Annotated in this window: 10 protein-coding genes; 3 read left to right on the top strand and 7 right to left on the bottom strand. The window is 52.0% G+C overall.

The window, feature by feature from the left end:
• Positions 1–180 precede the first annotated feature (180 nt).
• The 7 genes from Q31b_RS28805 to nusB form a co-directional block, all read right to left on the bottom strand.
• On the bottom strand, positions 181–2,793 hold the full coding sequence (locus tag Q31b_RS28805) for a dockerin type I domain-containing protein (RefSeq protein ID WP_231617253.1): 2,613 nt from the start codon (positions 2,791–2,793) through the stop codon (positions 181–183).
• Positions 2,794–2,995: 202 nt separating this feature from the next.
• Complete coding sequence (locus Q31b_RS02675; protein WP_146598099.1) at positions 2,996–4,129, bottom strand: PP2C family protein-serine/threonine phosphatase; 1,134 nt, start codon at positions 4,127–4,129, stop codon at positions 2,996–2,998.
• The gene (locus Q31b_RS02670; RefSeq protein WP_146598098.1) at positions 4,126–5,043 is read right to left on the bottom strand and encodes a response regulator; all 918 of its coding nucleotides are present in this window, start codon (positions 5,041–5,043) and stop codon (positions 4,126–4,128) included. Before Q31b_RS02670 ends, Q31b_RS02675 begins: the two co-directional genes overlap by 4 nt.
• 58 nt (positions 5,044–5,101) lie before the next feature.
• Positions 5,102–5,464, bottom strand: coding sequence for an STAS domain-containing protein (locus Q31b_RS02665; protein WP_146598097.1), 363 nt, complete (start codon positions 5,462–5,464; stop codon positions 5,102–5,104).
• Between the two features lie 90 nt (positions 5,465–5,554).
• The gene (locus Q31b_RS02660) at positions 5,555–6,454 is read right to left on the bottom strand and encodes an ATP-binding response regulator (protein ID WP_146598096.1); all 900 of its coding nucleotides are present in this window, start codon (positions 6,452–6,454) and stop codon (positions 5,555–5,557) included.
• A 293-nt stretch (positions 6,455–6,747) separates the two neighbouring features.
• Complete coding sequence (locus tag Q31b_RS02655; RefSeq protein WP_231617252.1) at positions 6,748–7,236, bottom strand: EVE domain-containing protein; 489 nt, start codon at positions 7,234–7,236, stop codon at positions 6,748–6,750.
• A 459-nt stretch (positions 7,237–7,695) separates the two neighbouring features.
• A complete protein-coding gene (gene nusB, locus Q31b_RS02650) occupies positions 7,696–8,127 on the bottom strand; it encodes a transcription antitermination factor NusB (protein ID WP_146598095.1) in 432 nt (143 codons plus the stop codon).
• An 803-nt stretch (positions 8,128–8,930) separates the two neighbouring features.
• Between nusB and Q31b_RS02645 the strand changes: the two genes are divergently transcribed.
• The 3 genes from Q31b_RS02645 to Q31b_RS02635 all read left to right on the top strand — a co-directional run bounded on the left by Q31b_RS02645 (position 8,931) and on the right by Q31b_RS02635 (position 13,403).
• Positions 8,931–9,119 carry a hypothetical protein gene (locus Q31b_RS02645; protein WP_146598094.1) on the top strand — a complete coding sequence of 63 codons (189 nt, stop codon included), beginning with the start codon at positions 8,931–8,933 and terminating at the stop codon, positions 9,117–9,119.
• Positions 9,109–11,190 carry a glycogen debranching protein GlgX gene (gene glgX / locus Q31b_RS02640; protein ID WP_146598093.1) on the top strand — a complete coding sequence of 694 codons (2,082 nt, stop codon included), beginning with the start codon at positions 9,109–9,111 and terminating at the stop codon, positions 11,188–11,190. The genes Q31b_RS02645 and glgX overlap by 11 nt, the downstream gene beginning before the upstream one ends.
• A gap of 260 nt (positions 11,191–11,450) precedes the next feature.
• Positions 11,451–13,403, top strand: a complete 1,953-nt coding sequence (locus Q31b_RS02635) for a hypothetical protein (RefSeq protein ID WP_146598724.1) — start codon at positions 11,451–11,453, stop codon at positions 13,401–13,403.
• Positions 13,404–13,459: the final 56 nt, after the last annotated feature.

The following is a 13,459-nucleotide window of genomic DNA, read 5'->3' as shown; positions in this document are numbered from 1 at the left end:
GTTTCGGATCATTGTGTTCGTTATGATCGACCTATGACGATAAGCCCGATTTGCAAACGGATTCCGCCTATCTTACCCAGTCGACCTGCGTTGTCAATTATTTCATTTTTTGGCAGGAAAAACGGTTGGAATAGCGGAAAAACCGGCGTAAGTGGCCCTTTGGACAACCGTAGCGCCTAGTTAGTTCCGGCGAAAATCGATGGAAAGGTCGATCTTTGCCTCAATTAATTGCTCGACTTTTTCCGCCAAGTCATCGTTAAGGCTCAAATCCATGTCTATTGTGCTTCCCAAGATTTGATCCACAACCGTTTTCTTAGAGAAGTTTTTCGAGATTTCCGAACGATGACGGTTTGTAAGGGGCAAAATAGGCAACGGACCGGAGCTGTAGCGAATATCCAGCTTCTCGGGCTCAGGCAAGCTGACCGAGGGCCAATCCGCAAACGCTTGATCGGTCGCCTCACGCTGAGCCGGTTGTGGAGCGATGGACGATTGACGATTGCTAGTGGTTTGATTTTCGATCTCGATAACTCGTTCACCATCGCCAGCTGACGCATTTGGCGTCAGTGCATTGATAACGATTACCGCATCGAGCGCCGTAACCAATCCGTCGTTATTGACATCGACGAGTTCCTTTTCAGGAGCGATGCCATCGAGCTGTCTGGCACCTTGGTCGGTCAGATAGTTAATAACGACCAAGGCATCACCCGCCGTAACGAGATTGTCTCCATTGACATCGCCTGGGACGTTTGCATTGTGCCAGGAATTGGTACGCTCGCGGACCGGTACGGACAGGAGGGCCGCCGAGGAATTATCAACGGTGACCAAAAACGTCGGCATCTCAAGCTCGAACGAATCGTCAGACGCTGTCATTCGGATGCGGTAATCGCCGTCGGCCAATTGCCCGAAATACCAAGCTCCTGATTGATCGGTGGTGATTTGATTCACGCTGCCGAAGTCGATGCTTTTAATTCCGATCGAAGTTCCCGCATGTCCAAAAACTCGGATCGATGCGATTTGTGCTGTCGGATCTTCAAACCGTAAAGGGACGCTTGAGCCTAATGGGATATCATCGCTCGTTTGCCGACCCACGAGATTGCCTGCTGCGTCGTAGGCCTCGATTCGCCCATAGCTGGGCTCCGACCCAGCGACGATGTCTAGCTCGACGTATCCAACAGGCTGGTCAAACGTTGCTTTTAGCTTGTTTTCCGCATTCCAATGCTCTCGCAAACTGGAATGCTGGAAGCTATAGGATTGAAACAAATTTTCGCCACTGGCTAGCAGTGACGGTTCGACATAAACGACGGGATCAAGCCCAAAACTGTCGGTCGACAACGTCAATCCGTCGGTTTGCTGTGGATCGATCTTGCCGGTGGGGAGGTCGACTGCCGCGACGCTGGACTGCAAAATCTCGCTGCCATCGGCGTATTCAATCGACGCCGTCACCCCCGCGAGCAGTGGTTCGTTAAAATCGCGAAGCTGGTTGTTGTTTTCATCAAAATACGTATAGCCCGCGATTCGCGATGCCGAAATCGCCGGGGTATTCACGCCTCCGGAAACCAGCTCGCTCGTGACTCCGACCTCCGAATCAACCACCCGCCAATCGATTCGCTCAAAAGGCGTATCGATGGACAATTCCAGATCAAAATCAGCCCGCGCTGAATCAGGAACGGCGGCTGAGATCCAATCGCCTTCATCGAGCCGATACTGAAGCTCGCTAATTCGATTGAGCGTGATATCACTTTGCGGCCCGACCGAATTTTCGTTCTTCAGAGGCACTGCGGATGCGGCACCGGAAAAATGATAGATCGAAGTTGCACGGTCAAAGTAGCCAACCCCATCGAAGTCCAACGGGACATCGGCAAGATCAAAGATGCCGTCCCCATCGCTGTCTTGCCAGCCCAGCATCGCTAACGTCGAATCCGGGCTAACGTGTAAGTCGTATGCTTCATTGAGCGGGATCCCCGACCGCATGATGCTGATCTCTTGCTCGTACCCAACCGGAGCATCGTCCGCTGCATTGGTGTTTTGAGTGTTGTAGTAACCACGCTGGTCATACCACGAACCGCCACCAGGATACTCGTCGCGAGTCCAGAATATATGGCCCATTTCATGAGCAATCGTGGCCGCAGGCCGCGAGGACGGTGTGACCATAAACAGGCCCCCCGCATAGGCAAACGCACCTCGAAAGTACCCATCAGCAGGGAAAAACCCATCATTGTCATCGGGATCGTCGGGATCCTCGATCGCATCGCCAAGCACGGGATCATCCGAGGAATCGATGACGAAAATCGTGAAAGCCCAATCGGTCCCTAGTTTGATCCGTTGGTCGTGATTGAACTGCTGGACCGCCGTTTGCACTGAGCTGCTTCCCGAATAACCAAGCGAATCCATCCAATCGGCGACCGCTAATTCAAAGTCTTGGCTCTTGCGATCGATTAATTCATAGGGCGTTTCGACGGGGTGAAGAGCGTGCGTGAAATCGAAGGTAAAGTCGAGTTCGTGGACGGTATCGAGCGTGTCGAGCGTGTCCGACCACCAATTCACGCCTTCGGTGATCTTCGCGATCGTGGCGTTAATATCCGCAGCCACCCAGTCCTGAGTTTCTTGGTCGATATCACCATTGCTTTCGAAGAACACCGGTGTAACAGCAACGCTTCCAAGCAAAAACTCGCCCGTATCGAGCTGCGTCATACCGATGGGGTTGGCGGCCATCATGCTTCGTCGTTCGAGCGACTCGATCCGCATCCTGCGATGCTTCTTCGCAAATCGGCAGTTGGATCGGGTACGGAACATGCACGTATTGTAATTGGAATCAAGACAAGTGGACCAAGCCGCCCTGCAGGTCATCTACAAACCGCAAGCTGGAAACTTACGCCACGCGAACGACTCTATGGCATTATCGGCTGGAAACGGGGAAACCTCAGCGGATTAGACGACGCAAACGATCATTTGTTTCCAGAAAATAGGCAAAACAACCGGGTTATTCCGATTAATCTCACATCGTCCGCACCAGTAGCGTCGAACAATCGTCGCGTTTGCCATCGTGGCAATCGATATTGGCAAATAACGCGTCCAACATTTCCATGATGCTGCCGCTCGAGTATTGGTTGGCTCGCTCGACAGCCTTATGAAACGTTCGCTCCTCCAAATCATCCGATAAAAAATCGAGGATTCCGTCCGTGAACAATAGGAGTGTGCTTGCCACAGCGATGGTATCGATTGTTCGAGTGACGTAGGCTTTGTCGGTGACAATGCCAAGTGGCGGATCATTCGATGTGAGCGGCATCGGCTCAAAATGGCTTCGCAACAAATAACCTGGATGCCCAGCACTGGCGTAACGTAGGGTGGTTCGATCGGGCGAAAATACGCCGAAGAACAAGGTTGCAAAATAGCGTAGGCGAATGTCTTGACAAAGCACATGATTTGTCGTGGACAAAACCGTCCCCGGATCGTCACAGACGAGGGACATCGCCCGCAGGATCGCGCGTGTTTCCATCATCAACATCGCTGGCCCCAGCCCATGGCCGCTGACGTCCGCAATCATAACCGCCAAACTGGCATCGGGCAGCAGCATAAGATCGTAGAAATCACCACCGGTCTGTTCAGCAGGCTCACATCGACCGCACCACCGCACTCGATCAAACGGTTCGCAGGCGATGGGTAGCAATGTTCTTTGGATGCGCTGAGCTAAATTCATTTGGTTCTCAAAGGCAACGATCGAATGCTCGGCTAATTTGCGACGATAACGCTCGATCGCCAAATCGATTGCCTGCGTCAGATGCTCGCAGCGCGTGATATCATGTTTGAGGACGCAATCTTCGACGCCCATACGCACCGCTTCGAGAGCCATGTTGCGGTCTCCATAGCCAGTCAAAACGACGATGGGTCGTTCGTCCGCAAATGACAACACCTGGCAAAGACGATCAAGGCCCGCCGATTCGTGAAGCGTTAAATCAAGCAAGATTAAGTCAGGACGCTGGCTTTGAATCGATGCTTGGGCTTCGCCAAGTGTGGCGGCTACGCGAAGTTCGTAGCTTCGTTCGCTCATTTGAAGCCAACGCTGTACCGCGACCACATCATCGGGATTGTCGTCAATTAGCAAAATTTGCGGAGACGGATTGCCGATCATGAAATTGCTTCTTCAACAACGGACCCCAATCGCTTCGTCATCACCAATTGATTGCCACAATCGTTATACTGAAGCTCATCCATGAAAGCATTCATTAACAGTAAACCACGTCCGCCTGCTTTTTCTAAATTCGCAGGGTCCGTCGCATCCGCTACGCCATCGACACAAAAACCAGGCCCCTCGTCACGAATCGTGAACGTCACCCGCTGGCGATTTGCCTCGATACGAAACAGAACTCGGCGATCGCAGTAGGGCGGTGTTTTTCGCCGTTTGTCGATCGTTTCGAAGTAGACTTGTCCATCATCGAGCTGCCGAATCTCGCTATTGATTTCCAAGTTACCATGTACGATCGCGTTCACAATCGCTTCGTCGAGTGACATCGCGATTTGCATGTGCTGCGATTGATCGAAAGGGATCAATTCGCTGAGGATGCTTTCCACCCGTCCGATCAAATCGGGAACCAAAGACGGATCGTTCGTCAGTCGCCATTGGTAGGTGACTTCATCGAGACAAGCCGACAGCGCCTTGTTCTCTTGAGTCGCTTTCTTAAGCTCGAGAATACGCCGCACGGTTGGCAGAAGCAGCGTCGACAATCCGCTCTTGGGTACATAGCTTGCTGCACCGGCATGCAGCGCTTCGGCAGCAATCAATTCGCTGCCGGCCGCCGTCGTCAAAATGACGGGAATGGAGAGCTGCAATTGGCCGATTTCACGAACCAATTGCAAACCATCCATCCGTGGCATTTGCAAGTCGGTGACTACCAAATCAGGCGGATCGCGCTGAACCAATTCAAACGCTTCAACGCCGTCAACCGCCGTCACAATTTCGAACCCTGCAGGCCTGAGCACCGACTGCAACAAAAACCGCTGGGTTCCACTGTCATCTACCACCAAAATTCGAACGCTGTCGGACATGGAAGCACCAATAGCTACGTGTCAAAAACCCGTTTTCGCGAGTTCATCAAAACGGGTTCTAAGATCGAAACGAGTCGATCGCGTTAATCACCGAGTTGTGGATTCTCAATACATTTCCGTCCAAATTGGTTACTTGGAAAGCCATTCGGACAACCGGACTCATGCAACTAAGAATAAGATCTCCTTCCACACTTCGCACATATTCATTGCAACGCAGCAGGGTGGTGATGAATTCCGAAGAAATCGATTTTACCCCTTCGAAACTGATCACTAACCTTTCTGGTTTGCCAATCTGGATGTACTCGATCAACTCATCCTGCGTTTCTTGGATCATCAGTCGATCAACAAACTTAGAATCAGCCAATTTGATGACAGGAATGTTCTCGATCACACTGACATTAAAATGAGTCTTCGTCGTCATTTGAGTCATCCTTAGAAAAGAATCAACGAAAGTCTTCGCGACTTTCGCTACCAATCATCGAAAGTCGCGAAGACTTTCGCTACTATTTTGTCAAACCCCGCAGCGTTTGACCAATGTCACCTCGTTACCACAGTCATTGAAAACTAATTCATCGGCAAAGTTCTTCATCAACACCAAACCGCGTCCCGATTCACTATCGAGATCATCTTGGTGAGCCGCATCGAGCATGGTTGTGGTATCGAATCCAGGTCCGCAGTCACGAATCAAAATCCGAATTTCATTCTCGCTCGCTGTCGCTTCAACATAGACGGTCCGGTCGCAATAGGGGAGCTGTGACTTTCGCTCTTGTATCAAATCGTTGGTCGCATCATCGTAGACAATCGCACGGTGTACGGGCGTTTGATCGGGCCCAAGCTCAAGATTCCCGCGGTACATCGCGTTAAGCAACGCGTGCTCAATTGCCACACCCAGGCGTACCATGTCACTCCCACCAAGCAAATCCATTCCCGACACGACCTGCATTAACAAACCGACCATCGGCGATATCAGTTCCGAATCATTGTCGAGTTCAAATACGAAGACGTTTCTTTTTAGTTTTGAGATCAGCTTCGCATAGCTAGCATCCGAGCGAATGACACCGAGCACATTGGTGATCGTATCGTTGAGTTGCTTGTCGAGATGGTCTTTGGGAACATAGCCTGCTGCCCCCTTTTGCAGTGCTTCAGCGGCCAAATGTTCGCTGCCACGCGCGGTCACCAAAATGGCCGGTATGTGCTGATAATCGAGCACCATCGCTTCGACCAACTCAAGACCATTCATTTCCGGCATTTCCAAGTCGGTCACAACAATATCAAGGCTGTCTTCGGCAAGTGCTTCTAATGCGACGCGACCGTTGGGTACATGACGTACTTCATGATCGTCAGCCTGCAGGATCATGCGCATTTTGACGGCTTGGGTGGGACTGTCTTCCACTAAGAGTACCTTTGCCATAATTCAGATGCCTATCACTTGGATGGAAAATCGCTGTACTTTTCTCTCCCCTATCGTACCGCGTTTCATGTGACAAGGTAATTGCCCGTCCCGCCGATCAATCGATGGACGGGGTTGAAGGCGGGTAAAGAGTTTCCACGAAAAAGGGTTCAGCGCCCCCGACGGGCTCCTGCACAAAAAATCGACCGGCGCATTAAAAGGATCGTAGACTACTGCCCCCCCATATCCCGACTCGGATCTGCCGAAGCCCTGCGTTGACACGAATGCGATCAGAGCTTTCCCCAAACTGCCGTTTACACCCCACGCGACATTTTCAGGATGGTATCGAACTCTTTCTTGCGGACGGGTTGGACGCTTAAACGGCTCCCTTTTTGCAATAGGACCATGTCCTTGATACTCGCTCGCCCACTCCTAGCGAGCTCGCGAAGTTCCGCCAATGTAACGGGCCGATCAAACTTGCTTTCAAGCGTAATATCCACCAGATACCAGCGTGGATTGTTGGGATCACTTTTCGGATCAAAATAGTTGCTTTTCGGATCGAATTGGAATGGATCCGGATAGCCCGCCTTGGAAACGACAGCTGTCCCAACAACGGCTGGCTGCTTACATGCCGAGTGATAGAAGAGCACCCTATCGCCGACCGCAATCTCATCTCGCAGCAGATTTCGGGCCTGGTAGTTGCGAACCCCCTCCCAACAAGTGGTTTTATCCGTCTGAGCCGCCAAGTCATCAATGCTATAGGTGTTCGGCTCACTTTTCATCAACCAATATTTTATCGTCATCGTATTTTTCTAAAGGAACCTCGTCGGAGGAAGACATTCGTTTTGTCCCGCCCTACCTCGAGGACCGATCGTCCAGGACGAGGAACTCCAAAGATCACCACCGATTTTTCGGAGGAGCCCCAAGAAGAACCGCCGTGAAATGAGCGAGCGGTCGCTGGCATTTCGGTCGGTTAGGCAGTTTGTAACGCCGTCAAGATTTTATCGCATTTTGGCCTGGCAAACAAACCGATACCTACTCTCAGCGCAGGAACATAGAGCGCATCGAATGGAATATTCGAACGAAAGATCGGCCATTGCAATCCAAGCAGGAAGGCAGCCGAACGAAGGGCCAAGGAACGGGCCATTTCCAGTCCGTTCACCTTCTTATCCAAGGCCCATTCAACATGAATGTTGACACAATCCACGCTGCATTTGGTATTTTATTCACCGCTGTTTGGCTGATCGTGGGCCAGATTCTTGTCACCGGTCGGTAACACTCTCTGGCTTTGATTCGTGATTCTTGTAAAGGCGATCGAGTACGCCGTTAACGAACCGCGGACTGTTTTTGTCACCGTAGCGTTTTGCCAACACAATCGCTTCGTTGACCGCCACACGGCCTGGTGTGTCACCAAATAGAATCTCGTAGGCACCAAGTCTCAGCACGTTTCGGTCGGTCACCGCCATTCTCGGCAGCGTCCAATTCATCGCCAACTTTGACAATTGCGAATCGATCGATTCGCGGTTGGCCAGTGTGCCCGTTAACAATTCGTTCGCAAAAGCGACCAACTTCTTGCGGCCTTGCAACCGCGAACGGATGAATTTCAACGAATCTTCTTCATCGCGAGGATCGTTGACATCCGCTTCGTACAACAATTGCAATACGATCTCGCGAGCGCGGCGGCGAGTGGACATACGAGCCTAACAGTTTTCGAAGTAATGGATGAAATGACGATAAACGATTGAGGGCGTGATTGTAGGGACTAACCACTGCCGGCGGGAAGGTAGAGAGGCCTGCGTTTACTGAAAACATCAAATTTAGGCTCGTTACCAGACGCCTGACTGCTAGCGATTGCCTCCGACAAGTCTGCAGTCCCCTACCCCCCCTACCCCTTCTCGCACCCCTTCTCGTACTCGTACGAATAGGAATAGGAGTAGGAGTAGGAGTTTCCTGTAAATCTTGGTGGTGATCGGAGAGAAGTATTTTTTTGGAAGTTTATTTTCGCTTCCCTTCGAATGTTGACATAGGGTTCATGCAGACCGATGCCTCAACGGGACAGCGATCTCCAAGCCACAGTGCGTCTCTTCGATATCTTGCCAGAGTGACCAATATCTTGCCAGAGTGACCAATGAAATTCAACCTACGATGTAGCGTGCCGTTCGTTGCTTTTGCCGATTTTGTGGTTTCCAACGTTTGTGCAGGCCAGGGTTTTCCGCAAAAACCGACGACAGACTCTCTTACCACCTTCGGGGCTTCCCATCCATCCGGAAGCGATCCTCGGGCTGAATCGTTCCATCAAGCGGTCCGTCCCGTTATTCGAGGACTTACCAATGAGCGACTAATCTCGGGAGAGGTGTTTGCTGATCCACGACGCTGGGATGCCGGTATCGGGCGTCACCGGACAAACGCGAAGCCAAGAGATTGCTTTCGTCGGGCTTGGTATGCCTTGCTTTGCGTCAACGAAAGTATCACTTGTCGAAGTATTTCGTGATATCGCATGAAATCTTTCGCCACCTTGCCAGCCGAAATCACCAAGGACACGCGTGAAGTCACCGTGGATGTCGAAATCCGCTTTGAAAAGCAGTGGAGCTTTGCTAGGCGGTTTGCCGGAGAAACCTTATCATCGACGCGTACTCTAATGCACAAAAATGCCACCATCTATCTCCAACAACATCATGACAAGTGACATTGGCAAGGGCACCTCTTATCCGCTCGGGGCAACCCTAACCGCCAGCGGCGTTAATTTCAGCGTCCATTCGAAAAGCTGCTCTGCGATGGAGCTATTGCTGTTTGATCATGTCGACGACATCAAGCCCGCTCGAGTGATTCGGCTTGATGGCGACACCAACCGCACGTTCCACTATTGGCACGTCCATGTTAATGGTGCTCGTGCCGGCCAGGTCTATGCGTATCGTTGCGACGGTGCGTATCTGCCCGAACATGGCATGCGGTTTGACAACCAAAAGATCTTGCTCGATCCCTACGGCCGGGCCGTTGCCGTCCCTCGCCTTTACGATCGCGAAGCCGCCGCACGGCCGGGTGACAATACTCCCTACGCGATGAAAAGTGTCGTCGCCGACCTGAGTCTGTATGATTGGGAAGGCGATGCACCGTTGCGGCACCCTTTTAACAAAACGATCATCTATGAAATGCACGTTGGTGGGTTTACGCAGCATCCCACGTCCGGCGTTTCCGAAAACATGCGTGGTACTTACCGAGGCTTGATCGAAAAGATTCCCTACTTAAAAGACTTGGGGATCACTGCCGTTGAGCTACTTCCGGTCTTCCAATTCGATCCGCAAGAAGCGCCACCGGGATTGACCAATTACTGGGGCTATAATCCGGTTTCATTTTTCACACCCCATTTGGGTTACGGATCGACGCAGTCCCCCATTGAAGTGCTCGATGAATTTCGCGATATGGTCAAAGCACTCCATCGGGCCGACATCGAAGTCTTGTTGGATGTCGTCTACAACCATACCGCCGAAGGAGGTGACAACGGGCCGACGTTTTGTTTCCGCGGTCTCGAAAACCCGGCTTACTACATCCTAGAAAGTCGGCCTCCGGAAGCAAAAAACCGCAGCCACTACGCTAACTTTAGTGGTTGTGGAAACACGCTTAATGGGAACCATGCCGTTGTCCGTCGGATGATTCTCAGCAGCCTACGATACTGGGTTGAGGAAATGCACGTCGACGGGTTTCGCTTCGACTTGGCGTCCGTATTGTCTCGCGATACGGAGGGCCATCCTCAGGCCGATCCTCCGATTTTGTGGGACATTGAAACCGACCCGGTACTCAGCGGCACGAAGCTGATTGCCGAGGCCTGGGATGCCGCCGGGTTGTATCAAGTCGGCAGCTTTTTTGGCGATCATTGGAAAGAATGGAACGGGCGTTTTCGCGATGATGTACGGTCGTTTGTCAAAGGGGACCCAGGGAAAACCGGAACGTATGCAAAACGGTTTCTGGCCAGCCCCGATATCTATGGGTATCGAAATCGCGAGCCCGAACAGAGCATTAACTTTGTCACCTCCCACGACGGCTTTACTCTCAACGACTTGGTCTCTTACAACACCAAACACAATGAGGCCAACCTCGAAGGCAATCGGGACGGCCATAACGAGAATCTAAGCTGGAACTGTGGCGTCGAAGGACCGACGGACGATCCAGCGGTCGAGCGATTGCGGATCAAACAGATCAAAAATTTCTTGACGATCAACGTCTTAGCTTTCGGCGTTCCAATGATATTGATGGGCGACGAAGTACGGCGCACGCAGCTTGGGAACAATAATGCCTATTGCCAAGACAATGAGATTAGCTGGTTCGATTGGAGCAGGTTAACCCAGCACGCCGACATTCACCGATTCTTAAAGAAGTTGATCCAATACCGAAAGAGTTTGCCCGCTCGCAAAGATACAAAACTGAGTTTGAACGAGGTCATCGCACGCGCCAAGGTTCGTTGGCACGGCCCCGTCTTGGACCACCCCGATTGGAGCCAAGATTCGCGTACGGTTGCCTTTACCATTGAAACACCTGACAAATGGTATCACTTGATATTCAATGCTTACTGGGAACCCATCCATTTTGAGTTGCCTAGGGTGCCCGCAGCATTCAAGGATTGGAACCGGCACATCGATACCCATGAACCATCACCAGGTGATATTGGAATCGCTGTTCCCGTTTCGGGCCGTCGTTTCTATGCGGTCCAAGAACGGTCAACGGTCGTTTTGACTGCCAACCGGAAATCGATAAGCGGCTAGTGCTTTGTCACAACGAAGAATGAAGGTAAGCATCTTTCGTGGCTGTGGCTTCCAGCCGCAGCTTACTGAGGCAAGGTACCCCAGCCACTCTTCTACCAAGTCCAAAATCAAGCGGTAACAAAGGACAAGTCTTGTTGACCGCATGGATCTTGACGGCGACAATCCATGCAGTCCTCGTCCTTATCAAAAGAGCCCCTTTCGTGAATCCTAGCTCCCAGAATCGAACTCCGCCGCTGCTCAGGCTTAGTGACCGCGTGTCCATGTTGCCTGTCATTCACGGTAGTGGCCAATTTGCGTTGACCGTGCGACGCTGGTTTCTAGAGCATTCCCCCGATTGCTTGGCCGTTCCACTGCCGGCTTCGTTTCGCCAGCAAGTCGAAGAGGCGGTTTTAGAGTTGCCAAGACCCTCGATTGTCATGCAACCACCAACACCGCGTTTCGGTGTGGAATCATCACAACCCGAATGGTCAGCGCCCGCTTGGGGTGAACAGCCATGGAGCGAGTCGGAGGATGACGACAAGGATGACGATGACTTTGATGTGGATGACGATATCGCGCCGACCAGTTACGTGCCGATCGATCCGTGCCAGCCAGTGATTATGGCGATACGAGCGGCAATGGGCGAACATGTACCGCGAGCGTATGTGGACTTGGAAACCGATCCTTTTTGCCCTCACTCCGCCGTGATGCCCGACCCCTTTGCGGTGCGGAAGGTGTCGCCCGAAATGTTTGCCGCAGCGGTGCTGCCAAGTATCGCCCGGCCTCATGACGGACAGGCGGTTGACCGAATGAAGTGCATGGCGTTACGACTTCGCGAACTGGAAAAATACCACCAACGTGTTTTGATGGTTTGCAGTGTTTTGGATTGGCCGTGGATTCGAGAAGCCTACAACCGTCTCGATCCGCAGAGCAATTCACCACCGAATGATGGTGTCAATCCAGAACATGATCTGGTCGAACCGGTCACCCGCTACGGTGTCGATTCGAAATCCTTATTGTTCTTGTTCGGCGAACTGCCTTTCATCACAGGGTTGTACGAACGGGCAAGGGCGGAACTGGACGAGGACGAGGACCTGCAGATCGACGGGGTCAAGGAGTTGATGTTGGCGGCGCGAGACAATTACCGGCAAGAACTTGGCAGCCGAGCTCGACGGATCACACCGCTGTTATTGTCCAAGTGCTTGACTTACATCCGCAATTTGTCACTCGTCCATCGCCGCATGACGCCTGATTTGGTGACGATCATTACGGCATCCAAACAGATCCTAGGGGACCAATTTGCTTTGCACGTTGCCGAGCTTGCCAACCACTATCCCGCTCTCAAATCGGCTGAAGATTTTGACGGTGCCGATGTTCTCCCAGAAGTCAAACTCGGTATCGATCAAGCACGACTGCCCGATGGTGACATGGTGTCAATCGTCAGTCGACTTCCTGGGCCACCCATTAGTTGGCAGCGAATCGAACTCAGTCGAAGGCCAACTCCTTTCGAAAAGGAACGTTGGCAATACGATTGGAACCCGTACCAGCAATGTAGCTACCCGCCCGAGGATACGCAGATCGAAAACTTTCGCACTCGCGTTTTCGATCGAGCAAAAGCGATCATTGGTAACGACTTGGCACGCACCGAAAAATTCACGACGAGCGTCAAGGATGGAATTGATATTCGCGATACGCTTCGGCATTGGTACGAGAAACAAATCTACGTCAAAATCGCACCGCCGAGCCGAGGATTACTTGACGCTTGCGTGATGCTTTTCGATTCACCATCGGACCCTCGCAATTACCCTTGGCGAACGACATGGTTTGCCGAGCATGAACAAGAATCGACACTCGCGTTCTATGCAACACGTTTCGAAGACGAAATGGTCGGCCCTGGGATCGGACTGAGTGTTTACGGGGGAGCCATGTTTTTGTATCCGCCGATCATGTTGCCCGACATTTGGACCGATGCTCGGCTCGATTACACAACGACACTCGAAGAGCGATTGATCGCCGCCGCATGCCTGCATTCGCGCGGCCGTCAAATTGCGATCCTATCGGCCTTGCCGCCCGGAAGCGGGTGGCAACGCTTGGCACGCCGCCATAAAAAGCATTTGGTCCATGTGCCCATCAGCTCCTTCAGCGACGAGCAAGTGCAACAACTTCGAATGGTTCATGTTCTCAATGGAACAAAGGTCCGCTCTTACGCCGCCGATTTTATTCGCAAGGTATAGTCGCTCCGCTCTCCGAGCAAGGTTTCGTGTAGCCGTTCACGGCCTTCGGCCATGAA

This window comes from Novipirellula aureliae (genome assembly GCF_007860185.1).
GTDB classification, from domain to species: domain Bacteria; phylum Planctomycetota; class Planctomycetia; order Pirellulales; family Pirellulaceae; genus Novipirellula_A; species Novipirellula_A aureliae.
Note: the sequence above shows the minus strand (reverse complement) of the source record. Positions and strands in the feature narration are given on the sequence as shown.